At 72.5% G+C, this 23,374-nt stretch carries 21 protein-coding genes; 6 read left to right on the top strand and 15 right to left on the bottom strand.

Going from position 1 to position 23,374, the window contains the following annotated elements:
- Window positions 1-76 precede the first annotated feature (76 nt).
- On the bottom strand, window positions 77-1,588 hold the full coding sequence (glpK, locus tag AB0J76_RS40480) for a glycerol kinase GlpK (protein WP_352321748.1): 1,512 nt from the start codon (window positions 1,586-1,588) through the stop codon (window positions 77-79).
- Window positions 1,589-1,609: 21 nt separating this feature from the next.
- A complete protein-coding gene (locus AB0J76_RS40485; protein ID WP_352321746.1) occupies window positions 1,610-2,416 on the bottom strand; it encodes an MIP/aquaporin family protein in 807 nt (268 codons plus the stop codon).
- 110 nt (window positions 2,417-2,526) lie between these two features.
- Between AB0J76_RS40485 and glpD the strand changes: the two genes are divergently transcribed.
- Complete coding sequence (glpD, locus tag AB0J76_RS40490; protein WP_352321745.1) at window positions 2,527-4,209, top strand: glycerol-3-phosphate dehydrogenase; 1,683 nt, start codon at window positions 2,527-2,529, stop codon at window positions 4,207-4,209.
- A 79-nt stretch (window positions 4,210-4,288) separates the two neighbouring features.
- On the opposite strand, the gene AB0J76_RS40495 is transcribed toward glpD, so the two are convergent.
- Window positions 4,289-5,275 (bottom strand): S66 peptidase family protein, encoded by a 987-nt coding sequence (locus tag AB0J76_RS40495; protein WP_364392760.1) that lies wholly within the window; start codon window positions 5,273-5,275, stop codon window positions 4,289-4,291.
- A 415-nt stretch (window positions 5,276-5,690) separates the two neighbouring features.
- Between AB0J76_RS40495 and AB0J76_RS40500 the strand changes: the two genes are divergently transcribed.
- The 4 genes from AB0J76_RS40500 to AB0J76_RS40515 all read left to right on the top strand — a co-directional run bounded on the left by AB0J76_RS40500 (window position 5,691) and on the right by AB0J76_RS40515 (window position 8,303).
- Window positions 5,691-6,281 carry a hypothetical protein gene (locus AB0J76_RS40500; protein ID WP_352324137.1) on the top strand — a complete coding sequence of 197 codons (591 nt, stop codon included), beginning with the start codon at window positions 5,691-5,693 and terminating at the stop codon, window positions 6,279-6,281.
- A 7-nt stretch (window positions 6,282-6,288) separates the two neighbouring features.
- Complete coding sequence (locus AB0J76_RS40505) at window positions 6,289-6,759, top strand: hypothetical protein (RefSeq protein ID WP_352324136.1); 471 nt, start codon at window positions 6,289-6,291, stop codon at window positions 6,757-6,759.
- A gap of 67 nt (window positions 6,760-6,826) precedes the next feature.
- Window positions 6,827-7,369 (top strand): hypothetical protein, encoded by a 543-nt coding sequence (locus AB0J76_RS40510; protein ID WP_352324135.1) that lies wholly within the window; start codon window positions 6,827-6,829, stop codon window positions 7,367-7,369.
- 25 nt (window positions 7,370-7,394) lie between these two features.
- Window positions 7,395-8,303, top strand: a complete 909-nt coding sequence (locus AB0J76_RS40515) for a cation transporter (RefSeq protein WP_352324134.1) — start codon at window positions 7,395-7,397, stop codon at window positions 8,301-8,303.
- Here AB0J76_RS40515 and AB0J76_RS40520 read toward each other — a convergent pair.
- The 11 genes from AB0J76_RS40520 to AB0J76_RS40570 form a co-directional block, all read right to left on the bottom strand.
- The gene (locus tag AB0J76_RS40520; protein WP_352324133.1) at window positions 8,276-9,043 is read right to left on the bottom strand and encodes a hypothetical protein; all 768 of its coding nucleotides are present in this window, start codon (window positions 9,041-9,043) and stop codon (window positions 8,276-8,278) included. The two genes, AB0J76_RS40515 and AB0J76_RS40520, sit on opposite strands and share 28 nt — an antisense overlap.
- A 32-nt stretch (window positions 9,044-9,075) precedes the next feature.
- Window positions 9,076-9,897, bottom strand: a complete 822-nt coding sequence (locus AB0J76_RS40525) for a hypothetical protein (protein ID WP_352324132.1) — start codon at window positions 9,895-9,897, stop codon at window positions 9,076-9,078.
- An 8-nt stretch (window positions 9,898-9,905) separates the two neighbouring features.
- A complete protein-coding gene (locus tag AB0J76_RS40530) occupies window positions 9,906-10,763 on the bottom strand; it encodes an ATP-binding cassette domain-containing protein (protein WP_352324131.1) in 858 nt (285 codons plus the stop codon).
- Window positions 10,760-11,563 carry a zf-HC2 domain-containing protein gene (locus AB0J76_RS40535; RefSeq protein WP_352324130.1) on the bottom strand — a complete coding sequence of 268 codons (804 nt, stop codon included), beginning with the start codon at window positions 11,561-11,563 and terminating at the stop codon, window positions 10,760-10,762. Before AB0J76_RS40535 ends, AB0J76_RS40530 begins: the two co-directional genes overlap by 4 nt.
- Complete coding sequence (locus tag AB0J76_RS40540) at window positions 11,560-12,087, bottom strand: RNA polymerase sigma factor (RefSeq protein ID WP_352324129.1); 528 nt, start codon at window positions 12,085-12,087, stop codon at window positions 11,560-11,562. Before AB0J76_RS40540 ends, AB0J76_RS40535 begins: the two co-directional genes overlap by 4 nt.
- Window positions 12,088-12,211: 124 nt before the next feature.
- On the bottom strand, window positions 12,212-13,135 hold the full coding sequence (locus tag AB0J76_RS40545; RefSeq protein WP_352324128.1) for an ABC transporter ATP-binding protein: 924 nt from the start codon (window positions 13,133-13,135) through the stop codon (window positions 12,212-12,214).
- Complete coding sequence (locus AB0J76_RS40550) at window positions 13,135-14,106, bottom strand: ABC transporter ATP-binding protein (RefSeq protein ID WP_352324127.1); 972 nt, start codon at window positions 14,104-14,106, stop codon at window positions 13,135-13,137. The genes AB0J76_RS40545 and AB0J76_RS40550 overlap by 1 nt, the downstream gene beginning before the upstream one ends.
- Window positions 14,103-15,068, bottom strand: a complete 966-nt coding sequence (locus tag AB0J76_RS40555) for an ABC transporter permease (RefSeq protein WP_352324126.1) — start codon at window positions 15,066-15,068, stop codon at window positions 14,103-14,105. Before AB0J76_RS40555 ends, AB0J76_RS40550 begins: the two co-directional genes overlap by 4 nt.
- The gene (locus AB0J76_RS40560; RefSeq protein ID WP_352324125.1) at window positions 15,065-15,982 is read right to left on the bottom strand and encodes an ABC transporter permease; all 918 of its coding nucleotides are present in this window, start codon (window positions 15,980-15,982) and stop codon (window positions 15,065-15,067) included. The genes AB0J76_RS40555 and AB0J76_RS40560 overlap by 4 nt, the downstream gene beginning before the upstream one ends.
- Window positions 15,983-16,016: 34 nt before the next feature.
- Complete coding sequence (locus AB0J76_RS40565) at window positions 16,017-17,654, bottom strand: ABC transporter substrate-binding protein (protein ID WP_352324124.1); 1,638 nt, start codon at window positions 17,652-17,654, stop codon at window positions 16,017-16,019.
- Window positions 17,655-17,733: 79 nt separating this feature from the next.
- Window positions 17,734-20,247 (bottom strand): collagenase, encoded by a 2,514-nt coding sequence (locus AB0J76_RS40570; protein WP_352324122.1) that lies wholly within the window; start codon window positions 20,245-20,247, stop codon window positions 17,734-17,736.
- Window positions 20,248-20,400: 153 nt separating this feature from the next.
- Here AB0J76_RS40570 and AB0J76_RS40575 point away from each other — a divergent pair, with 153 nt between their 5' ends.
- A complete protein-coding gene (locus AB0J76_RS40575) occupies window positions 20,401-21,357 on the top strand; it encodes a LysR family transcriptional regulator (protein ID WP_352324121.1) in 957 nt (318 codons plus the stop codon).
- Between the two features lie 25 nt (window positions 21,358-21,382).
- Here the strand turns inward: AB0J76_RS40575 and AB0J76_RS40580 are convergent, their stop codons facing one another.
- Window positions 21,383-23,374: an ABC transporter ATP-binding protein gene (locus AB0J76_RS40580; protein WP_352324120.1), complete on the bottom strand. Its 1,992-nt coding sequence runs from the start codon at window positions 23,372-23,374 to the stop codon at window positions 21,383-21,385.

Consider the following 23,374-nt stretch of genomic DNA (forward strand, 5'->3'; position numbering starts at 1 on the left):
CCTCATTCTGGGCGCCGACCCGGTAAGCGCACGGTAAGGGCAGCTCGTGGACGGGCTCGTGTGCCTGCGGCGGCGGTCAGGACTCCCAGTCGAGGGTGCGGCTCACCGCGCGTTTCCAGCCCTCGTACCCCTTCTCGCGCTGCTCGTCGCTCCACTCCGGGTTCCAGCGCCGGTCCTCGGCCCAGTTGGCGCGCAGTTCGTCGGTGTCCTTCCAGTAGCCGACGGCCAGCCCGGCGGCGTACGCGGCGCCCAGCGCGGTCGTCTCGGCCACCACGGGACGGCTGACCGGCACGCCCAGGATGTCGGACTGGAGCTGCATGCACAGGTTGTTCGCGGTGACGCCGCCGTCGACCTTGAGCACGTCCAGCACCACGCCGGAGTCCTGCTGCATGGCCTCCACGACGTCCCGGCTCTGGTAGCAGATGGCCTCCAGCGTGGCGCGGGCCAGGTGGGCGTCCCTGTTGTAGCGGGACAGGCCGACGATCGCGCCGCGCGCGTCGGGCCGCCAGTACGGCGCGAACAACCCCGAGAACGCCGGCACGAAGTAGATGCCGCCGTTGTCGCTCACCTGCCGGGCCAGGTCCTCGCTCTGCGCGGAGGTCCGGATGATGTGCAACTGGTCCCGCAGCCACTGCACCGCCGACCCGGTCACCGCGATCGAGCCCTCCAGCGCGAAGACGGCCGGCTGGCCGGCGAACTTGTAGGCGACGGTGGTGAGCAGGCCGCGCTCGGAGCGTACGAGGTCGGTGCCGGTGTTGAGGAGCATGAAGTTGCCGGTGCCGTAGGTGTTCTTGGCCTCGCCCGGCGCGAAGCACACCTGGCCGACGGTGGCCGCCTGCTGGTCGCCGAGGATGCCGGTGATCGGCACCTCGCCGGCGAACGCGCCGTACCTGCTGGTCGTGCCGTAGGAGGCGGGCTCGGAGGACGGGCGGATCTCCGGCAGCATCTCGCGCGGGATGTCGAAGAAGGACAGCAGCTCGTCGTCCCACTCCAGCGTCTCCAGGTCCATCAGCATGGTCCGGCTGGCGTTGGTCACGTCGGTGACGTGCACGCCGCCGCGGACGCCGCCGGTGAGGTTCCACAGGGTCCAGGTGTCGGTGTTGCCGAAGACCGCCTCGCCCCGCCCGGCCGCCTGGCGCACGCCCTCGACGTTCTCCAGGATCCACTGGATCTTGCCGCCGGAGAAGTAGGCGTCCGGCCGCAGGCCCGTCTTCCTGCGGATGACCTCGCCGCGGCCGTCCCGTTCGAGCTGCGCGGCGATCCTGGCGCTGCGGGTGTCCTGCCAGACGATGGCGTTGCAGTACGGGCGTCCGGTGCGCGGGTTCCACACGACCGTGGTCTCGCGCTGGTTGGTGATGCCCACGGCGGCCAGGTCGGTGTCGTGCAGCCCGGTGCGCTGGAGCGCGGTCTCGATCACCGCGGAGGTCCTGGTCGAGATCTCGATCGGGTTGTGCTCCACCCAGCCCGCCCTGGGCAGGATCTGCTCGTGCTCGAGCTGGAACTTGCACACCTCCAGGCCGCTGTGATTGAAGATCATGAACCTGGTGCTGGTGGTGCCCTGGTCGACGGCCCCCACGAAATCGGGCATGGTCGTTCTCCTCCGTTCGGGTCAGACGCGGCCCGCGTCCTCGATGTCGGGCTCGGGCTCGGGGAGGAACCGGGCGATCATGAGCTGGTAGAGCCCGGCGCCGGCCAGGCCGCCGAGCAGGGGGGCGACGATGGGCACCCAGAAGTACAGGCCGCCGTACTGGTCGCGCCAGGCGCCGGAGTAGCCGGTGAGGAAGCTGGCCAGGCGAGGCCCGAAGTCGCGCGCCGGGTTGATCGCGTAGCCGGCGTCGGCGCCCCACGCCATGCCGATGCCGACGATGAGCAGGCCGATGACCACCGGACCGAGGTTGGCGCCGGGCGCGAGGTTGTGCGAGTCGGACAGGGCGTACAGGACGAACATCAGGATGGCGGTGCCGATGATCTGGTCGCGGAACCCGCCCCAGGCGCCCACCGGGAGCGTGCCGTTGCCGGGCAGGGTGGAGAAGACGGTCTGGGTCTTCAGCGTGTGCCCGGGGTCCACCTGGTTCAGCACCTCGGTGTAGTTCCAGCGCACCAGCAGCGCCCCGACGAACGCCCCCGCGGTCTGCGCCAGCGCGTACGGCAGCACCTTGGCCCACGGGAACCCGCGGAAGGCCGCGAACGCGAGCGTGACGGCCGGGTTGAGATGGGCGCCGGTGATGCGGCCGGCGACGTAGACGCCGAGCGCGACGCCGATCCCCCACGCCCAGGCGATGCTGTCGTGATCGCCGATGCCGGCCGCGACCACCTGGGCGACGACGCCCACCCCGAACAGGATGAGCACCATCGTGCCGGCGAACTCGGCGATGAGCTCACCGGCCAGTTCCAGGCGTTTGACACGTTCGACCACCGCTGTCCCCGCTTTCGTGGTGTCGGTGTTGTGTGCCATTCCCTGATCGGGGAAACGTATACGGATCGTGAGCGTTTGAGCACAAAGTGTTGTTCGGGGGATCCATGAACATGACCGGGGCGATGGACGCCAGGAACCGGCAGGCAGCCATCGACCGGCTGGCGGAGCAGTCCTTCGACGTGCTGGTGATCGGCGGCGGCGTGACCGGCGCGGGCGCCGCGCTGGACGCCGCCTCCCGCGGGCTGCGGGTCGCGCTGGTGGAGAGCCGCGACCTGGCCGCCGGCACGTCGAGCAGGTCGAGCAAGCTCATCCACGGCGGGCTGCGCTACCTGGAGCAGTTCGACTTCAAGCTGGTCCGCGAGGCGCTGAAGGAGCGCGACCTGCTGGTCTCACGGCTGGCCCCGCACCTGGTCAAGCCGGTCACCTTCCTGTATCCGCTGCAGCACGGGCTCATCGAGCGGCCGTACGTGGGGGCCGGGCTCACCTTGTACGACACGCTGGAGGGCATGCGCCGGCCGATGCCCCGGCACCGGTACCTGTCGGTCAAGGAGTCGCGCCGGATGGCGCCCGGCCTCCGTGCGGACGCGGTGTCGGGCAGCATGATCTACTTCGACGCCCAGGTGGACGACGCACGTTTCACCCTCACCCTGGCCAGGACGGCCGCCGCGCACGGCGCCGTGGTCGCCACCCGGACGCGGGTCGTCGAGATGCTGCGCGACCAGGGCAGCGAGCGCGTCGTCGGCGCCCGCGTGCACGACGAGGAGACCGGCCGCGACCTCGACGTCAGGGCCGACGCCGTGGTGGTGTGCGCGGGCGTGTGGACCGACCCGATCAACGGGCTGCCCGGCTCGGCGCCGGCCGGTTTCAAGGTCAGGATGTCGAAGGGCGTGCACGTCATGGTGCCGGGCGAGGCCATCGCGTCGTCCACCGGCATGATCATCCCGACCGAGAAGAGCGTGCTGTTCATCATCCCCTGGACGCGGCGGCGGTGGATCGTCGGCACCACCGACACCGAGTACGACGGCGACCGCGAGGAGCCGGCCGCCACCGGCGAGGACATCGACTACATCCTCGACCACGCCAACGCCGTGCTGGCCCGGCCGCTGACCCGCGACGACGTGGTGGGCGTCTACGTCGGCCTGCGCCCGCTGGTGGCCGCCGACGAGAGCTCGGCGACCACGAAGCTGTCGCGCGAGCACGTCGTGGACGTGCCGGCGCCGGGCCTGGCCACGATCGCCGGGGGCAAGTTCACCACGTACCGGATCATGGCCAAGGACGTGGTCGACGCGGCGCTGGAGGGCTTCGACGTGCCGGAGTCGGTGACCGACCGACTGCCGCTGATCGGCGCGGACGGGCTGCCGGCGGTGCGCGCGTCCGTACGGCGGCTGGCCGAGGACCACGACGTGGACGCCGACGTCGTGGAGCACCTCGTCCAGCGCTACGGCACGCTCGCGATGGAGGTGCTCGGCCTGGTCGACGACGACCGCTCGCTCGGCGAGCCGCTGGTCGAGGGGTGCCCGTGGATCAGGGCCGAGGTCGTGTACGCCGTCACGCACGAGGGCGCGCTGCACGCCGAGGACGTCCTGTCGCGCCGGACCCGGATGCTCATCGAGGCGATCCCCGCCGCGCTCGACGCGGCCCCGGTGGTGGCGCGGCTGATGGCGGGGCTGCTCGGCTGGGACGAGGCCCAGGTGGAGGCCGAGGTGGCGCGCTGCCGCGCCCTGGTCGAGGCCGAGCGCAAGGCCCTGGCCGAGGCCACGGCCCCGCGCCGGGAGCCCGCCGCCGCGTCCTAGCGACGGCGGGTCGCCGGTCGGCCGAGGGTCAGTGGCTGACGAGGGTCAGTGGCTGACGAGGGTCAGTGGCTGACGAGGGTCAGTGGCTGACGAGGGTCAGCGACGGTTCCGGGCCGACCGTCAGGCGGGCCCGGCCGCCGACCGGGAAGGTGGCCAGCGGGTTGGTGTGCCCGACGTCGACGTTGGCCAGGACGGGAACGTCCCGCAGCCCCGGCTGCGTCTCGACGATCTGCTCAAGCAGGGCCCGGGTCATCCGGCTGGCCTGCTGGAACCGCCCGATCACCAGGCCGCGGACGGTCTCGGCGCCCGGGAGCTGGAGCAGCGAGGTGAGGTTGCGGGCGAAGATCGCCGGGTGGGACTCCAGGTCGTCCTCCACGATCAGCAGCGCGCCGTCGAGCGACGGCATGTACGGCGTGCCCTGCAGCAGGTTCAGGGTGCACAGGTTGCCGCCGACGACGCGCCCCTCGGCGGCGCCCGGCCGCAGCGGCCACCAGCCCTCGTTGGGCATCGGCTCGCGCCCGTCCTGGTCGAGGAACCACAGGTCGTCGGTCCAGTACTTCGACGCCCCCAGCTCGACCGGCGCGTCACCGAACAGGACGGCGGCGAACCACTCCAGGGTCTGCTCGAAGTGGTCGCGCATCCCGAACGTCGACCAGTGGGGCCCTGAGTACGTGACCAGCCCGGCGCGGGCGAGGACGGCGTTCTGCAGGGCGGTGATGTCGGAGTAGCCGCACAGGATCTTGGGGTTGGCCCGGATCAGCTCCCAGTCCAGGTACGGCAGGAGCTCGTTGCAGTTGTAGCCGCCGATGACCGTCAGGATCGCCGCCACCGACGGGTCGGCGAAGGCGTCGTGCAGGTCGGCGACGCGGGAGGCGACGCTGCTGGAGTCGAAGGCGTCCCGCTCGTCGACGTGGCGGCCGTAGGTGAGCGTCAGGCCGAGCTCGGCGAAGCGGGCGTCGATGATCGCGGTGTGGTCGTGCTCCATGACCATGGCCCGCGAGCAGGCCGGCGCGACGACGCGGACGACGTCGCCCGCTCTGAGTTTGGGGGGATGGATGACGTCCATCTAGCGAAGCATAGGCGAGTCGCTCTCCTCGCCGGTGACCAGCGCTCCAGCCGAGCCATCCACGGCAAGAATGCGGACGTTGCTCAATAATTCAGGCAACAGTGTGTGGTTTTGTTATGGACGGCCGATAAACGCGCGGCCACAATTCCGTCGGCAGGGCGATTGATGGAGTTGCAAACCAATGTCAATCGAGCCGTCGAGCTGGCGAATGTAGCCGGAATGTAGCCATGCGAGCGCCGGTAGCACAGGAGCCTGAGCCGTACAAGAGGTTGCTCGCCGTTCAATGGCGTGAATAACTGTCGCTCAATACCCGGCGCAGAGCCGGGGAGACAACTCACAAGCTGCACGGACGGGTGCCGCGACCAACGATCCCCGCCCGTGGAGCACCATTCGATGCAGAGGGAGCCTACCTACAATGTCGTTGAAACGCACGCTTTCGACAGCCGCGCTGATCGCACCGCTCGCGACGCTGGGCACGGCGCCGGCCTTCGCCGACGACCCCCGGCCCGTCCCCGGCAACCCGGACGTGGTCGTCGGCTACGACAACGACACGGAGATCTTCCGTGCCAGGGCCGCCACTTCGTCGCCGGCGATGGCCTGCCGTCCCGGTGACGTCAGCTATCGGGTCTCCACGTACAGCAACAGCCACAAGGCGGTCGGCCCGACGCAGTCGAACCACAACGGCACCTCCCGCACCGCGACGTCGACCTTCACCGCCACCGTTTCCGGTACGGTCTCGGTCGCCTGGAACGTGTCCGGCAGCCTGAAGGTCGACCGGCTCATCGCGGGCGCCGAAGTGGCCACAGGGGTGAATCTGTCCGCCAGTCTCACGGCTTCGTTAGGCAACAGCATCTCGATCCCCACTCCCGCCCGCAAAACCACCACCGCCACGTACGGCGTCTGGCGCAAGAAGACCAACGGCGTCTATCACGTGTGCCCCCAAAAGCCGAAAAACGTGACCGCCTGGACTCCATGGCGCGTCGGCTGGTACGTCAAACAAAGGTGAATTCGACATGACGATCCGACAGGTAGCGTCCTTTCTCAGCTTTTGCTGCCTCCTTTCTCTGGCGGCGGCCTGCACGGCCGCGCCTCCGACCGGTACGGCGGCTGAGCGGCGGGACGCCACCCCGTCGGCCTCCCCCGCCGAGAGCCCGGCGAGCACGCCGCCGGCCCGGCCCGCGGCCCTGCGGCTGCCGGGCGTGGAGGCCGGCACCACCACCGTGCTCAAGGCGGGGCCGAGGAAGGGCAGCATGGTCGTGGGCGACGTGCCGCCCGGCAAGGACGAGCTGTGGGTGTTGTTCCGGTGCCGGGGCGAGGGCAAGGCGGAGATCATCCTGGAGCCGGGCGTCAACATGCCCTTCACCTGCCTCGACGACCTGATCAGCCCCGTCATGAACCGTCTCGACCTGGGCCGCAGGAAGACCCTGACGGTACGGGTCCAGGCCCCGGACTCGGTCGAGTGGGCCTTGCGCGTCACTCGCTGAGCACGCGCGGCGGCGCGCCGGGCGAGGCTCCGGGGCCGGGTCCGTCCCGGCGCCTAGGGTGTTTGCCATGGTCAAGTGGCTTGTACTCCTGCTGGCTTGCTCGCTGACCGGATGCGCCGGTCCCGTCGGGACGGCCGGGCGCACGTCGCCGTCCGCGCCCGCGCCGCCCGGCTCCGCCGCGTCCGAATCCCCGCCGGACGGGTCAGCGCTGGACGGATCAGCGCCGGACGGATCAGCGCCGGGCGGGTCGTCTCCCGGTGCCGCCGCGGGCGAGGGCGGGCGGGAGGTCGGCGGGTGCGCGGACGCCCGGTGCGAGGTCACCCTCCGGGCGGGCGACGTCCTGAAGTTCGGGCAGCGTCACGGGGTCTCCCGGTTCGCCGTCGCGAGCGTCCAGGGCGACAAGGTGACGTGGGAGGCGGACTTCACCGGGGCCGGGGACATGAGCTCCCAGGGCGAGCAGGGCGGCGCGTCCACCTGCAAGTTCGACGAGGGCGGGGGCTGCTCGGGCTACATCCGGGGCGTCACCACGCTCACCCTGAACGACGTCGTCCTGCGCTTCCTCTCCTTCGACCGCGGCCGCGCCGTCGTACGGGTGACACCGAAGCGATGACCGCCGGCCGGAGGGTCGTGCCGGCATGAGCGCGCAGCCCAGCAGCCGGACCAGCGTGATCGTCACGATGGTGGTCGTGGGGGCGCAGGCCGTCGTCCTCGGGGTCCTGGCGGCGGTCACCGGCTCGGCCATCCTGTACGCCGAGGCCATGTTCAGCGTGGCCGACTTCGGGGTGGAGGTGTTCCTGCTCATCGGACTGGCGCGGGTGGCGCGTCCGGCCGACGAGCGCCACCCGCTCGGCTACGGGCAGGAGATCTTCTTCTGGTCGCTGTTCGCCGCCGTGGGGCTGTTCGTGGGCGGGGGCGTCGCCTCGATCGTGGAGGGCCTGGGCGAGCCGTCGGCCTCGGGCGGTTCGTACGCGCTGGGCTACCTGGTGATCGTGCTGATCACGGTCAGCGACGGGTGGGCCCTGGTCGTCTCGGTACGGGCGCTCGGCGCGCGCGCGACGGTGACCGGCCGGTCGTTGTGGGCGGAGCTGCTGGCCGGCAGCGACCCGGCGGCCAAGACCGTGACCCTGGCCAACGCGGCGGCCGTGGTCAGCGGCCCGATCGCGGTGGCCGGCCTCGCGCTGCACCAGGCGACCGGGAACGAGGTCTTCGACTCGCTGGGCAGCGTGCTGATCGGGGTCCTGCTGGTCGCGGTCTCGGGCCTGCTGCTGCGGCTGAACCAGAACCTCATCGCCGCGCCCAGCGTGGACGCCGCCGACCTGGCCCGCATCCGCCGCGCGATCGTCGAGGTGCCGGACGTCACGGGGGTGCGCGAGGTGATCGCGGTGATCGTCGGGCCCCACCAGGTCATGGTGGCCGCCCGGGTGACCCTCGCCTCGGCCACCGACCTTCCCCGGGCCGAGCGGGCCATGGCCGCGGTCGAGGACCGGCTGCGGCGGCGTCCGGAGATCCGCGAGGTCTACGTCACGCCGGTCGCCCCCGAATGAGCCCGCGCCCGGTCGAGCCGCGGCGACGGCACACGGGGACGCGGGCGCGGGCCCGAGCCCGGGTCCTGGAGGAGGGCTCTGATCTCCTGGCTGATCGTGTTCATGGCGGCGCTCAGGTCGTGCAGGAGCCGGTCGGCCGCGGCCGGGTCGGTGCGGTGGCCGGTGGCGGCGGCGTCGACCGTCCCGGCCAGGTCGCGCAGGGCCCGGCCGAGCCCTTCGCGCAGGTCGTGGTGGAGGCGGCGACGTTCCTCCTCGCGGATGGCGTGCACGCGTTCCCGGGCCCGGCGCAGGTCCGCGGTGACGGCCAGGCTGTGGGCGGCGTCGGCGACGTACGGGGTGATCGCGGCGACCGCCCGCGGGTCGGCGGACGGGGTGATCAGCAGGCGGCCCACCGCGCGTCCGTGCCACACCAGCGGCACGTCGGAGGCCATCGGCCCGGGCTCGCCGGCCGCGATCCGGACGCCGGCCAGCTCCACGGCCACCCCGGCGGCCGGCAACCCGTCCCGTACCAGCTCGACCACGGCGGCCAGCGCGGCCTGCGGCCCGGTGGAGGCGACGGCCCGCCGCAGCCGCCGGACCAGCAACGCCCCCGCCCAGCCACGCACACCGGGCACCCGCACCAACAACGCCCGCACCCGGCCACGCACACCGGGCACCCGCACCAACAACGCCCGCACCCGGCCACGCACACCACGCACCCGCACGAGCAGCGCACGCTCCCGGCCCCCGATGCCAGGCATCCGCACGAGCGGAGGCCGCGAGGCGAGCGGGGTCACGGGAGTTGCCGGGTGGCGGCCAGGACCGCGATCGCGACCAGGACGGCGCCGACGCCGAGCCAGGGCCCGCGCCGAGCAGCGTCGCGGGTCATCGCCAGCGCCCCCGCCCCCAGGCTCAGCGCCAGCAGGTAGAGGGCGTGCCAGGCGGGCGAGCCGGACACGAACCCCACGGCCTCCAGGTACGGCGGCGGCCCCCACCGCGCGAACTCGACGTAGAAGCCCAGCATGGTCAGCGTCGAGTGCAGCGGCTCCACGACCCCGTTGGCGGCGATCAGCGCCAGCATCACCAGCACGGACGCCCCCGGCCACGGCAGCCACCGGGCCACCGCGACCCCCAGCGTGCCGGCCCCGAGCACGCACAACGGCCCGGCGCCGATCTCGTGGACGCTCGGGAAACGCTCCAGCTCGACGCCGGCGACCGCGTAGACCGTCACCATGACGGCCTGCATCGCGCAGGCCAGCAGGAACGGCCCCAGCGCGGCCAGGCAGGAGGCCGCGGTGCGCAGCTCGCGCCCGGCGGGGACGGCGGCCAGCAGCTCGTCGGTGCCCGCGCGCCTGGTCGCCGAGGCCGTGAGCGTCGCGGCGAAGAACACCGGCACGCCGAGCGGGAGGACGAGGTCGCTGGTGAGCGCGCTGTAGGCGGGCCTGGGCGCCCATTCCGTGGCGGCCAGGCCGATCAGGTGCAGGACCAGGCCCGTGATCGCGAGCGGGTGCAGCATCAGCCGCCGGGTCTCGGCCAGCGCGAGCGCGGGCAGCAGGTGCGCGAGGCCCCCGCCGTTCTCCAGCTCGTCCGATTCGCCCGGCGCGACAGGGCTCACGTGGCGCATCATGCCGTCGCCTCCGCGGTCGCGCCGGTCTCCGGGGTCGCGCCGGTGAGGAGCAGCAGGTAGCCGTCCTCCAGGGTGGGGTCGGCGGGGCGAGCGTCGATGGGGACGGGGCCGAGGCCGCGGTACAGGCCGTCGCCGGTCCGCCGGGAGCGGCCGCCCGCCTTCTCCGCCGACACCCAGACCTGCCCCTCGGCCAGCGCCCGGAGCTCGGCGGGGGCGCCGGTGAACACGCACCGGCCGCCCTTGAGCACGATCACCCGGTCGCAGAGGGCGGCGACGTCCTCCGTCTGGTGGGTGGACAGCACGACCGCGCGGTGCTGGCCGAGGCGCGCGACCAGCTCGCCGAACCGCAGCCGCTGCTCCGGGTCGAGACCGGCGGCGGGCTCGTCCAGGAGGATCAGCTCGGGCTCGCCGAGCAGGGCCTGGGCGATGCCGAGGCGCCGCCGCATGCCGCCCGACAGCGTACGGACGCGCCTGCCGCTCACGGACGTGAGCCCGACCTCCTCGATCACCCGGCGCACCTCGTCGTGCCTGGACCGGCGGTGTGTCATCTCCTTCAGGACCGCCACGTAGTCGACGAACTCGAACGCGGTGAGTCCGCGCTGGAAGCCCAGCTCCTGCGGCAGGTAGCCGAGCCGCCGCCGGATCTCCAGCCGGCCCGCGCCCGGGTCGCGGCCGAGCAGCCGCAGCTCGCCGCCGTCCGGCGCGAGGACGGTCGCGAGGACCCGGACGAGGGTGCTCTTGCCCGCGCCGTTCGGGCCGAGCAGGCCGGTGACGCCCTTGCCGACGGTGAGGGTGAGCCCGTCCAGGGCCCGGTGGCGGCCGTAGGTCTTCACCAGGCCGACTGCCTCGATCATGAGAACTCCCTGCGGCGGACGGCGAGCAGCACGACGGACACCACGATGACGGCCAGGTAGCCGGCCTGCCCGGCGGCCCCGAACATGGCCAGGTCCGGTTCGCGCACGTTCGTGGCGACGACCGCGGCCACCCAGGGGACGGTCACCGCGGCGGCGCAGCGGCGCGGGTCGTGCCGGCTGGACAGGGCCAGGGTCAGCGAGGTCAGGGCCAGCGAGGGCAGCAGCCACGCGGCCGTCGCCCAGCCGCCGCCCGGCAGGGTCAGCCCGGCCGCCAGCGCCAGCGCCGACGACGACGCCACCACGGCGGCGGCCCGCACCAGCATCAGCCGGAACGTCGAGTACGGCGCGGCCAGCCCGATCTCGTACGCCGGATCGCCGTCCCGCCCGAAGGCCACGGCGACCCCGGCCACCGGCACGACCGGCGCCAGCGTGAGGAACGTCAGCAGGCCCCACCGGGTCGTCTCCCCCGCGGCCAGCGCGGCGAAGAACAACGCCACGGCGCTCGCGGCCAGCCACGGCAGCCGCAGCGAGGTCGTGGCGCCCAGCAGGCGGGCGGTGTGCTCGCGCACCCCGGCGGCCCGCAGCAGCCGTTCGACCGGGCGGGGCGCGGGCGCGTCCACGGCGTCGGCGATGTCGTCCCAGACCCGGTCCAGGCGGGCGCTCGGCACCCGCGAGGCCAGCAGGAGCCGGCACTGCTCGCAGGCCAGCAGGTGGGCCTCGACGGAGGCGGCGGGCGTCGCGGGCAGCTCGCCCGCCGCGTACGCCGCGGCCATGCCGTCGTCCATGTGCCAGGCGCTCACGCCAGTTCCTCCCTCAGCAGCGCGCGGGCGCGCATCATCCGGGTCTTGACCGTGCCGGCCGGGATGCCGAGCAGGCGTCCGGCCTCGCGGGTGGTCAGGCCGTCCAGGACGGTCGCCTGGACCACGGCGCGCAGCTCCGGGGAGAGCTGGTTGAGCGCCCGGCCGAGCTCGCCGTACTCGATGCCGAGCAGCACCTGCTCCTCGGCGGAGACCATGACCTGCTCGTGGGCGGGCAGCGCCGCCGCGGGGCGGCGGCGCAGGTGGTCGAGCAGGCGGCGCACGCCGATCCCCCAGATCCAGGCCGCGACCTCGCCCCGCCCGTTCCATTTGCGCGCGGTACGCCAGACCGCGACGAAGGTGTCCTGGACCGCCTCGTCCACCACGGCCGGGTCGGCGCAGCGGCGGGTGAGCCGGAGGAGCAGCCAGGGCGCGTGCCGGGCATAGAGGACTTCCAGCGCGCGCCGGTCGCCGTCGGCCACGGCCTCCAGCAGCCGGGCGTCCTGCCAGGTCTCGTGCTCGCTCACGGGAGCCCGTTCATCGGTGTCATGCCTCTCTGTCGCGTCCCTCCGCTCCGGCGGTTCACGATGAGAGGAAAAGTACTGGCGGCGACGACCGCTCCGGCCGTCGCCGCCTTGCGGGACCTCCCGCTCACTCCTCCGGGAAGTGGCAGCTCACCTGCCTTCCCCTGACCGTCGTGAGCACGGGCGGCTCGGTCCGGCACAGCGGCTGCGCCTTCGGGCAGCGGGGATGGAAGGCGCAGCCGGGCGGCGGCGCGAGCGGGCTGGGCGGGTCGCCGTGCAGGACGATGCGCTCCCGCGTGGCCTCCACCTCCGGATCGGGCACCGGCACGGCCGACAGGAGCGTGCGCGTGTAGGGATGGGCGGGATCGGAGTAGACGGTGTCCGACGAGCCGGTCTCCACGATCCGGCCCAGGTACATGACGGCGACCGTCTCGCACATGTGCCGCACCACCGACAGGTCGTGGGCGATGAACAGGTAGCCGAGTCCGAGGTCGGCCCGCAGGTCGGCGAGCAGGTTGACGATCTGGGCCTGGATGGACACGTCCAGCGCCGAGACCGGCTCGTCGCAGACCACCAGGCGGGGCTTGGAGGCGAGCGCGCGGGCGATGCCGATCCGCTGCGCCTGGCCGCCGGAGAACTCGTGGGGGTAGCGGTCGGCGTGCTCGGCGTCCAGGCCGACGAGCCGGAGCAGCTCGACGACGCCGTCCCGGTCGACGGTCCGGCGCGGCCCGGCGACGATCTGCCGGACGGTGTGGCGCGGGTTGAGCGACGCGTACGGGTCCTGGAAGATCATCTGGAGCCGGCCGCGCATCGGCAGCAGCGCCCGGGGGCCCAGATGGGTGATGTCGTGGCCGTCGAAGGTGACGGTCCCGCCGGTGGGCTCCAGCAGCCGCACGATCATGCGCCCGGTGGTGGACTTGCCGCAGCCCGACTCGCCGACCAGGCCGAGCGCCCGGCCCTCCGGCACGTCGAAGCTCACGCCGTCCACCGCCCTGACCCGTTGCCCGCAGCGTCCGGGGAAGGTCATCCGCAGGTCGCGCACGGAGAGCATCAGTGGTCGGCTCCTTCCAGGTGGCACGCGACCCGGTGGGGGTCGCCGGTGAGCGGCGGGCGCGTGGTCGCGCAGACGTCCAGGGCGGCCGGGCAGCGCGGGTGGAAGCGGCAGCCCGGCGGGGGCGCGAGCAGCGACGGCGGCGCCCCCGCGATCGCCCGCAGCCGCGCCCGGCCCGGGGCCGCCGTCGTGCCGGTGAGCGCGTCCGGCGGTGCGCCCGGCACCGAGTCCAGCAGGGCCCGCGTGTACGGGTGCAGCGGCCGTTTGAAGATCTCCCTGGCGGGGGCGTGCTCCACGGTCCGGCCGCCGTACATGACCAGGACGTCGTCGGCCATGCGCGCCACCACGCCCAGGTCATGGGTGATCAGGACGACCGCGAGCCCCCGCTCGCGCTGGATGCGCGCGATCAGGTCGAGGATCTGCGCCTGGACGGTCACGTCGAGCGCCGTCGTCGGCTCGTCGGCGATCAGCACGCCCGGCTCGCAGGCCAGCGCCATCGCGATCATCGCCCGCTGCCGCATGCCGCCGGAGAAGCGGTGCGGATGCTCCCCGGCGCGCCGCCGCGGCTCCGGGATGCCCACCTCGGCCAGCATCTCGACCGCCCGCTCGCGGGCCGCCCGCCGGCCGGCCCGGCGGTGCAGCCGGTACGCCTCGGCGATCTGCTCCCCCACGGTGAAGAAGGGGTGCAGCGACGACAGCGGATCCTGGAAGATCATCGACACCGCGCTGCCGCGCAGCCGGCGCAGCCGCTCGGCCGGGGCCCCGACCAGCTCCTCCCCGTCGAGCTCGATCGACCCGGCGACGGTCGCCCGGCGGTGCAGCCCCAGCAGCGACAGCGCGGTCACGGACTTGCCGGACCCGGACTCGCCGACGACGCCCAGGGTCCGCCCCCGCTCGACGCCGAACGACACGCCGTCCACGATCCGGACGTCGCCGAAGCTCACCGACAGGTCGCGCACGGAAAGGATCACGAGTACCTCACCCTGGGGTCGATGACCGCGTAGACCAGGTCCACGAGCAGGTTGGCCAGCACGATGAAGAAGGCCGCGAGCAGCGTCGTGCCGAGGATCACGGGCTGGTCGGACTTGACGATGCCGTCGTAGGCGAGCCGGCCGACGCCGGGCAGGCCGTACACGGTCTCGGTGATCATCGCGCCGGCCAGCAGGCCGCCCAGGTCCATGCCGAACACGGTGACGACCGGGGTCATGGCCGCGCGCATGCCGTGCTTGGCGACGACCGTCCGCTCGTGCAGGCCCTTGGCGCGGGCCGTCCTGATGTACGGCTCGGCCATCGTCTCGATCATCTGCGCCCGGGTGAGCCGGGCGTACATGGCGGCGTAGAGCGCGGCCAGCGTGACCCAGGGCAGGATCAGGTTGCCGGCCCAGGCGGCGGGGTCGTCGGCGAGCGGCACGTACGCCGGGTACGGCAGCAGCCCGGTCACCCGTACCGCCAACAGGAGCAGCACCATCGCCACGAAGTAGACCGGCAGGGACGCGCTGGTCAGCGTGGCGATCATCAGCGTCCGGTCCAGGGCGCTCCCCCGGCGCAGCGCCGAGACCACCCCGACCGTGACGCCCACGGCCAGCCACAGCAGGGCCGCGCCGGCCGCCAGGGACGCGCTGGCGCCGAGCCGGTCGATCAGCAGGTCCCAGACCGGCAGGGCGTTCTGGTAGGAGAACCCGAGGCAGGGCACGTGGCAGCCGGGACGCCCGGCGACGATGCCCGCGACGTAGCCGCCGAACTGCTCCCACAGCGGCCGGTCCAGCCCCATCTGCGCGCGCACCTCGGCGACCCGCTCGGGCGTGCAGGTCTTGCCGCACGCCTGGACCGCCGGGTCGGACGGCAGAACGTAGAAGATCAGGAAGGTCACCGCGCAGATCACCAGCAGCACGCCGGCCACCGCGAGGGCCCGTCTGGCCAGGTACGACGTCACTGTGCCGCCCCCTTGGGGTCGATGGCGTCGCGCAGGGCGTCACCGAGGAGGGTGAAGGCGAGCACGGTCAGGAACAGGCAGGCGCCGGGGACGAGCAGGTACATCGGGTCGACCTCGTACCAGAGCATCGCCTCCTGGATCATCTGCCCCCAGGACGCGGTCGGCGGGCGCACCCCGACGCCGAGGAACGACAGCGCCGCCTCGGTGCCGATGTTGGCGGGCACCGCGAGCGTCGCGTACACGAGGATCGGCGCGGTGATGTTGGGCATGATCTCGCGGAAGACGATGACGCCGTTCAGCGCGCCGCCGACCCGGGCGGCGTCCACGTACTCGCGGTGCTTGACGGAGATCGCCTGCCCGCGCACGATCCGCCCGATGTACGGCCAGCCGAACCCGCCCATCACACACACCAGCAGGACCATCCGGTCGCCGTCGGGCATGACGGAGATGAGGGCGATCATGAAGATCAGGCTCGGGAACGACATGAGCAGGTCCATGGTCCGGCTGATCACCGCGTCCGCCCAGCCGCCGAGGTAGCCGGCCAGCAGCCCGAGCACGGTGCCGAGCAGCACCGACACCAGCGTCGCCAGGGTGGAGACCATCAGCGAGACGCGGGCGCCGTACACGACGCGGCTGAACACGTCGCGGCCGTTGACGGGCTCGACGCCGAGCCAGTGCTCGCCGCTGACGCCGCCCAGGGCCCCCTTGGGCACGCCCGCCAGCTCCTGGTCGATCGCGGCGGGGTCGAAGGCGTCCGGCGGCCAGCCGTTCAGCTTGGTGAGCAGCGGCGCGGCGAGCGCGACCAGCACCAGGACCGCCACCACGACCAGCGCGAACCGGGTGGCGGCGCCGCCCAGCAGGCGCTTCCTGACCAGCCGGGCGGGCGGGCTCGCCGTGACGACCGTCGCCGTCATGTCCGGCTCCGCCGGTATCCGGGGTAGCCGTTCCTCACTTCTGCCTCACCCCCAGGACGGCGAAGTCGAGCTGCCCGGACCAGACGGGATGACCCACCGCGCCGGAGACGTCCTTGCCGACCAGGATCGGCTTGCGGTCCCACGCGTACGGCACCGCCGGCGAGGACTGCATGACCTGCCGGTCGAGGTCCATCCAGGCGGCTTCGGCGGCCTTCGGGTCGCTCATGGCCTGGATCTCGTCGATGCGCTTCTGCACCGCCTCGTCGCGGAACTGCCAGACGTTGCCGGAGTTGCCCTTCTCGACGATCGTGCGCCCGTCGAACAGCAGCGGCAGGAACGTCGCCCCGGACGGGTAGTCGGGGCACCAGCCGTAGGTGAACAGGTCGGGCGTCTTGGCGGTGTCGCCGACGGTGTCGTAGTAGACCGAGGGATCGACCGGCGTGAGCACGACCTCGACGCCCGCCCGCTTCAGCGACGCCTGCACGGCTTCGCCGAGCGCCTTGTCGCCGGTCGAGATCGTCATCCGGACGTTCAGCGTCTTCCCGCCCAGCAGGGCCTTGGCCTTCTCGACGTCCCCGGTCGGCGGGAGGTGGAACACGTCCTGCGGCGTGCCGCCCGACAGGGCCGGCGGCAGGTAGGAGGTGGCGATCGAGGTCATGGCCGGGCCGCCGGCGGCGGTCTGGAGCGCCTGCTTGTCCAGGGCGAAGTGCACCGCCTGCCGGGCCTTCACGTCGTCGAAGGGCGGCTTGGAGGTGTTGAAGCCGATCATGTCGGTGCACCCCGACATGGCGTTGACCAGCCGGGACTTCACGTCCGGCCGGGGCAGGATCTTGGCCAGGCTGGCGGCGCTGACGTCGGTGTAGGCGATCGAGGTGGCGTCCTCGCCCCTGCTCTCGATGAGCCGGTCGTCGATCACGCCCTGCCGCAGGCCCTGCTTGACCACGATGCGGTCGGGCGCGGCCTTGCGCACCGGGTCGGTGGCCGCCGACCAGTGCGGGTTGCGGACCAGGACCATCTCCTTGCCGCGGTCGTAGCGCTCGATCTTGTACGGCCCGGAGGAGAAGGGCCGGTTGTCGTACTGCGCGCCGGTCTCCTTCGCGGCCGGCACCGGCGCGAACGTCGGCAGCGTCACCGTGGAGGAGAACTCGGCGACCGGCCGCTTGAGGCGGAAGACGATGGTCCGGTCGTCCGGGGTCTCGATCGAGTCCAGGTGCCGGCCCTTCAGCGGGCCCTTGTAGCCGTCGGCGCCGGCCAGGTAGAGCTGGGCGTAGTTGGGGCCGCCGGGCAGCTCCGGGGCGAAGGAACGCTCCACGTTGTACTTGACGTCCTTCGCGGTGACGGGGGTGCCGTCCTCGTACTTGACGCCGTCCTTGAGGGTGAAGGTCCACACCTTGCCGCCCTCGGAGGCGGTGCCCAGGTCGGTGGCCAGATCCGGGACGATCTCGTGGCTGCCCGCCTTGAAGGTGGTGAGGGTGCGGTAGAGCAGCCGGATGCCGAAGTCCATCTGGGGCATCGTCCAGTTGCGGGCCGGGTCCAGGTGGGAGAAGTCCTGGTTGGACAGGATCGTCAGGGTCCCGCCCCCGGCCGCCGTCGCCGGGGTGGCGGCCTTGCCGCCGCCGCAGGCCGCCACGCCGAGCAGGAGCCCCGCGGTCAGCATGTTACGGAGAGTCACGGATCACTCCAGTGAGGTGAGAGGGCCCGGGCCGGGGACCGGCGGGAGAGGGTTCGCCGGCCCCCGGCGCCCGGGCGGTCTAGTACTCGGTCTTGACGCTCGCGCCCGAGAAGGTCTGCGCGGCGTGGAGGCTGATGTAGTTGTAACCGGCGGGCGGGTTGTTGATCACCAGCGTCTCGGCGTTGCCGGACGCGGTGGAGCGCTGCGTGTAGGCCGAGGTGGTGGCCCAGGTGGCGGCGTTGTAGTAGAGGTCGGCGTTCCCGGTGCCGCCGGAGGCGGTGATGGTCAGCCTGGCCGTCCCGGCGGGCAGGTAGATGTAGAGGTAGGCGTAGTTGCCCTGGGTGGCCGACAGGTTGCTGCGCTTGCAGTTCCTGTCGAGCTTGCGGGTGTCGGAGGCGGTGCACTCCGGCGTCGAGCCGCCGCCGGTCGAGACCGTGACCTGCTTCGACGTCGTCGCGGTGGCGCCGCCGTCGTCGGTGACGGTCAGCGTGACGGTGTAGGTGCCCTGCGCCGCGTAGGCGTGCGACGGGTTGGCCGCGGTGGAGGTGGCGCCGTCGCCGAAGTCCCAGCGGCGGGCGGCGATGGTGCCGTCGGAGTCGGTGGAGGTGTCGGTGAAGGCGGCCGTCAGCCCGCTGACCGTGGAGGTGAAGCTCGCGGTGGGCGCCTGGTTGCCGGTGCCGCCACCGGAGCACGCCCCGGCCGCGCAGGCGGCGAGCCAGGTGTTCCAGTCGGAGTCGTAGCGGCTGCCGATCGTGCCGGTCAGGAACGACCGGGCGGTGCTCCACGCGCCGGTCCGGTACGAGCCGAGCAGCGTCGCGACGTCGGCCGGGTGCTTCTCGAACATGTACCGGACGGCCAGGTAGCCCCACCGGTAGATGCGGGTGGTGTCATGGTCGTAGGTGGTGTTCCACAGCGTGCTCAGCGCGTACGTACGCTTGCCCGCCTCGGTGATCGCCGCGTCGTAGACGACCTTGCGGTAGGAGTAGGAGACGTACTCGGCGAAGCCCTCGATCCACCAGATGGTCGGCGTGCTCACCCCGGCGGTGAAGTCGCCGTACATGTCGAACCGGCCGTCGAGGTAGTGGGTGTACTCGTGGTTGAGGTTCCAGATCTGGAAGTCGGGGCGCAGCCACTCGGCCTCGTAGGCGATGAACCTGGGCTGGTTGCCCGCGGCGGCGGGGTCGCCCTCCAGGTACATGCCCCCGTTGTTGGTGTCGATGCCGAACATCGCGCCGGCGTAGGTCTGGTAGTCGGTGCTGGAGTCGAAGACCACCACTTCCAGCGTGGTGTTGTTGTCGTTCGCGACCGGGCCGTTGTCCTTGACCAGGTTGTGGAAGAAGGCGTCCTGGTTGGCCAGGCTGGCGCAGGTGGCGGCGAGCTGGCTCGCGGTGACCTCCTGGGCCCGGATCCTGATGCTGGCGCTGCAGGTGTGGGTGATCGGCAGCACACTGGCCGCCAGGCGGTTCGCCAGGTCGCAGGTGCCGTAGTAGGAGCAGTTGGCCTTGTCGTAGGAGTCGGTCATCTCGGCCACGCCCACCCACAGCGGCGCGGTGGCCCCGGTCATGGCGCTGCGGCCGAGCAGGTTCTTGGCCAGCGGCCGGACGACGGCCTGCAACGTCGTGTGCTGCAGGAAGCGGCCCAGCTCGCGCCCGGCGTTGGAGACGAGGTAGGAGCGGTCGGTGCCGAGCATGCTGAGGTGGTTGGCGGCGAAGGAGTTCAGGGAGTCCAGGACGCTGCGGTCGGCCTGCACGGCGCTGACGAACGCGGGCACCTGGTGGCCGCGGAACAGCACGGTGTAGACGTTGTTGACCGCGTTGAGCATCCACCACGACGCGTCGTAGGAGCTGTTGTAGCCGTCGAGCAGGCGCTTGACCACGTACAGGTAGCGGTCGTTCTGCTCGGCGCTGTCGATGAGGGTGACGGCCTCGCTCAGCACCTCGCCGTTGGCGTCGCTGACGGTCGAGGACCGGGAGTTGCCGAAGAAGGCGTCCAGGCCGGACCGGATGGCGGTGGTGAGCGCCTGGCCGTACGAGCCGACGTCGCCGGAGTTGTACCAGTGGACGTAGTAGCCGGCCCGCAGGTAGAGGACGAGCTGGGCGGTGCTGGTGGTGTTGTCGCCCGGGTAGTTCGCCGAGTTGTCGCGCAGGGCGTAGGCGACGGTCGTCATCTGCGCCTCGCGGAAGGCGTTGTAGGCGTCCGTGCCGGTCAGGTTGAACAGGGTGTTGACGCAGTCGGTGGCGCTGGCCTTGATCTGCTGGACCAGGGCGCTGCCGGTGCGGCTGGTGAAGTCGGAGACGTTGCAGGCGGCGGCCGCGGCGACGCTCTTGCGCGCCGACGGCCTGGCGTGCTCCGGCCGGGTGGCGGGTTCGTCGTAGTCGCGGCGGAGGGCGTCCTTGGCCGCGGGCCGGGGCGCCCGGTCACGGGTGTCGAGCCGGGACTTGGCGACGTGCGGGGCGTCGTCGGCCGGGACCGCGAGGCGGGCGGCCGGTGGCGGTTCGGCCGCCGCGCTCGCCGGTGTCGCGGCGAACGGTGGGAGTAGGGCTAATGCGGCCAGGGGGACGATCAGCCGCCAGCCGTGCAGGACCTTGCGCACAAGAACCTCCGGGGGGTATCCGCATGGATGCGAGGTCGGGTACGAGTGTGCGGTCCGTCCGGAGGGCGTGGTCATACGACGCCGCATAAGTGTTGCCTATGGGCGTTCTCAATACGTCGCCAAGAGCCATCACATGTCACATAATCCTGAGCTATGGACCTGGATCTCCGGCATCTCCGAATGGTCTGTACGATCGCCGAGGCCGGCAGCGTGACCAAAGCGGCCGCGCGCCTCGGGCTGTCCCAACCGGCGATCACCACCCAGCTCCGCAGGATCGAGGAGATGGTGGGCGGTGAGCTGTTCACCCGCAGCCGGAACGGCGTCGAACCCACCCAGCTCGGACGTCAGGTCATCGCCCGCGCCCGGATCGTCCTGTCGGAGATCGACTCGCTCTTCGGCGACCTGCACGACGCGAACCCGGCCGTCACCGGGCTGCGGCTCGGGTGCAGCCACCTGGCGTGCGTGGCCAGCGTGGTGGACCGGGTCGGCGAGGCGTTACCCGGCCGGTCGATCTCCCTGCGCATCGAGCCGTCCAGCGTGCAGCTCGCCGACGCGCTCACCCACGGCCAGCTCGACGCCGCGCTCATGGGCATGATCGAGGGGTTCGACGTCCCCCTCACGCCGCCGGTGGTCACCCGCACGCTGGTGCCCAGGTATCCCATCTTCGTGGCCATGGCCGCCGGGCACCCGCTGGCCGAGCAGCCCGAGGTGCACCTGTCCGACCTCAGGAACGAGCGCTGGATCAGCCCGCCCGGCGCCGACGACGGCTCGCTCGCCGCCCTGCGCGCCTCCTGCCGGGCCGCCGGCTTCGAGCCGGACGTGCGCTACGACGCCCCGAGCGGCGCCGGCCGCCCGCTGGTCGCCGCCGGGCTCGGCGTGCGCCTGGTGGACCCGACCTGGCCGGTGCCCGAGGGCACCGCCGTACTTCCGCTGGCGGGCGAACCGCAGGTCGGGCACCTGGTCATGGCCTGGCGCAGGGACCTGATCGGCGCGGACGCGGCGGCGGCCATCTACCGCGGGCTCGCCGCCGCCTTCGAGGACCACATCGACGACAACCCCACCTTCCGCCGGTGGTGGGACGAGCACCCGGGCGCCCACCCCCTCCGCTGACGGCCGCGACCGGCGCGCCCCGGCCTCACTCCGCCGTGCGCAGCGGGAAGTGGCAGGCCACCTGGTGCTCGCCGCCCGCCAGCGGCGGCTCGGTCTCGCAGATCTCCTGGGCGAGCGGGCAGCGCGTCCTGAACCGGCATCCCGAGGGCGGGTTCTGCGCGCTGGGCAGCTCGCCCTTGATGGCGACGCTGGTACGCGGCGCCACGCCCGGCTCCGCCGAGGGCACGGCCTCGATCAGCGCCTGCGTGTACGGGTGCCGGGCCTTCCTGACGACGTCGCGGGCCGGCCCGACCTCGACGAGCTTGCCCAGGTACATGACGCCGATCCGGTCCGACATGTAGTCCACGACGGACAGGTCGTGGCTGATGAACACGTAGGACAGGCCCAGCTCGCGCTGCAGGTCGCGCATGAGGTTGAGCACCTGGGCCTGGATGGAGACGTCGAGCGCGCTGACCGGCTCGTCGCACACGATCAGCCGCGGCTCCAGGGCCAGCGACCTGGCCAGCCCGATGCGCTGGAGCTGGCCGCCGGAGAACTCGTGCGGGTAGCGGTCGAGCACCCGTCGCGGCAGGCCCACCTGGTCCAGCAGGGTGCCGATGCGGGAGCGGCGGCCGGCCCGGTCGCCGGCCTGCTGGATCTCCAGGGGCTCGGCCAGGATGGAGTCGATGCGCATGCGCGGGTTCATCGCCGCGTAGCTGTCCTGGAACATGAGCTGGACCCGCCGGTGCATGGCGCGGCGGGCGCGCCGGTCGAGCGTGGCGATGTCGGCGCCGTCCACCACGATCTGGCCGGAGGTGGGCTCCTCCAGGCCGACGATCAGCCGGCCCACGGTCGACTTGCCGCAGCCCGACTCGCCCACGAGCCCGAACGTCTCGCCGGGGCGCACGTCGAAGCCGACCCCCGCGACGGCGCTGACCGGCGGCGCCTTGCGGCCCAGCGAGCCCGTGCCGTCGTAGTTCTTGACCAGGTCGCGGACGGACAGGATCGGCGCGGCCCCGGCCTGCGGCCCGGCCCGGTCGGGCCGCGGCCCGGCGGCCTCGGCGCGTGCCCGCGGCTGGAGCACCGGGTGCAGGCAGGCGTGCTGGTGCTCGTCGCCGGACAGGGTCACGTCGGTGGTGCGGCACTCCTCGGTCGCGAAGCGGCAGCGGGGCGCGAACCGGCAGCCGGTCATCGGCCGGGACAGGTCCGGCGGCAGGCCGGGGATGCTGTAGAGCGCGCCGTCGTCGTGCTCGGCCGCGCCGGGCAGCGACTCCATGAGCGCCTCGGTGTAGCGGTGGCGCGGCTGCCGGAACAGCTCGGCGGTGGTCGCGGCCTCCACCACGCGGCCGGCGTACATGACGGCGACCCGGTCGGCGCGGCTGGCGATCACGCCCAGGTCGTGGGTGACCAGGATGACCGCCATCTGGAACTCCTCGCGCAGGTCGTCGATGAGTTCCAGGATCTGGCGCTGGGTGGTGACGTCGAGGGCGGTGGTCGGCTCGTCGGCGATGAGCAGCCGGGGCGAGCAGACCAGGGCCATGGCGATGACCACGCGCTGGCGCATGCCGCCGGAGAGCTGGTGCGGGTAGGCGTCGGCGATCTTGTCGGGACGCGGCATGCCGACCCGGCGCAGGATCTCCACGGCCCGCTCGCGCGCCTCGGCCTTGCCGACGCCCTGGTGGACCCGGAGCGGCTCGGCGACCTGGGCGCCGATGCGCATGGTCGGGTTGAGCGAGGTGAGCGGGTCCTGGAACACCATGCCCATCTCGACGCCGCGGATCCTGCGCATCTCCGCGGGCGGCAGGGACAGCAGGTCGCGGCCCTCGAACAGGATCTCGCCGCCGACGACGCGGCCGCCGGACGGCAGCAGGCCCATGACCGACAGGGCGGTCATGGTCTTGCCGCTGCCCGACTCGCCGACGATGCCGAGCGTCTCGCCCTGCCGCACCTCCAGGTTGACGTGGTCGAGGGCGTGCACGACGCCCTGACGCAGCGGGATGTCGGTGCTGACGTCGCGCAGGCGCAGCAAAGGGCTCAT

Source organism: Nonomuraea sp. NPDC049624, from assembly GCF_040675255.1.
Taxonomy (GTDB): domain Bacteria; phylum Actinomycetota; class Actinomycetes; order Streptosporangiales; family Streptosporangiaceae; genus Nonomuraea.

Excerpts from the sequence above, each read along its gene's own strand:
- glpK (WP_352321748.1), bottom strand. The coding sequence starts at position 1,588 with ATGCCCGATTTCGTGGGGGCCGTCGACCAGGGCACCACCAGCACCAGG.
- glpD (WP_352321745.1), top strand. The coding sequence starts at position 2,527 with ATGACCGGGGCGATGGACGCCAGGAACCGGCAGGCAGCCATCGACCGG.
- AB0J76_RS40495 (WP_364392760.1), bottom strand. The coding sequence starts at position 5,275 with ATGGACGTCATCCATCCCCCCAAACTCAGAGCGGGCGACGTCGTCCGC.
- AB0J76_RS40500 (WP_352324137.1), top strand. The coding sequence starts at position 5,691 with ATGTCGTTGAAACGCACGCTTTCGACAGCCGCGCTGATCGCACCGCTC.
- AB0J76_RS40505 (WP_352324136.1), top strand. The coding sequence starts at position 6,289 with ATGACGATCCGACAGGTAGCGTCCTTTCTCAGCTTTTGCTGCCTCCTT.
- AB0J76_RS40510 (WP_352324135.1), top strand. The coding sequence starts at position 6,827 with ATGGTCAAGTGGCTTGTACTCCTGCTGGCTTGCTCGCTGACCGGATGC.
- AB0J76_RS40515 (WP_352324134.1), top strand. The coding sequence starts at position 7,395 with ATGAGCGCGCAGCCCAGCAGCCGGACCAGCGTGATCGTCACGATGGTG.
- AB0J76_RS40520 (WP_352324133.1), bottom strand. The coding sequence starts at position 9,043 with ATGCCTGGCATCGGGGGCCGGGAGCGTGCGCTGCTCGTGCGGGTGCGT.
- AB0J76_RS40530 (WP_352324131.1), bottom strand. The coding sequence starts at position 10,763 with ATGATCGAGGCAGTCGGCCTGGTGAAGACCTACGGCCGCCACCGGGCC.
- AB0J76_RS40545 (WP_352324128.1), bottom strand. The coding sequence starts at position 13,135 with ATGCTCTCCGTGCGCGACCTGCGGATGACCTTCCCCGGACGCTGCGGG.
- AB0J76_RS40560 (WP_352324125.1), bottom strand. The coding sequence starts at position 15,982 with ATGACGGCGACGGTCGTCACGGCGAGCCCGCCCGCCCGGCTGGTCAGG.
- AB0J76_RS40575 (WP_352324121.1), top strand. The coding sequence starts at position 20,401 with ATGGACCTGGATCTCCGGCATCTCCGAATGGTCTGTACGATCGCCGAG.
- AB0J76_RS40580 (WP_352324120.1), bottom strand. The coding sequence starts at position 23,374 with ATGAGCCCTTTGCTGCGCCTGCGCGACGTCAGCACCGACATCCCGCTG.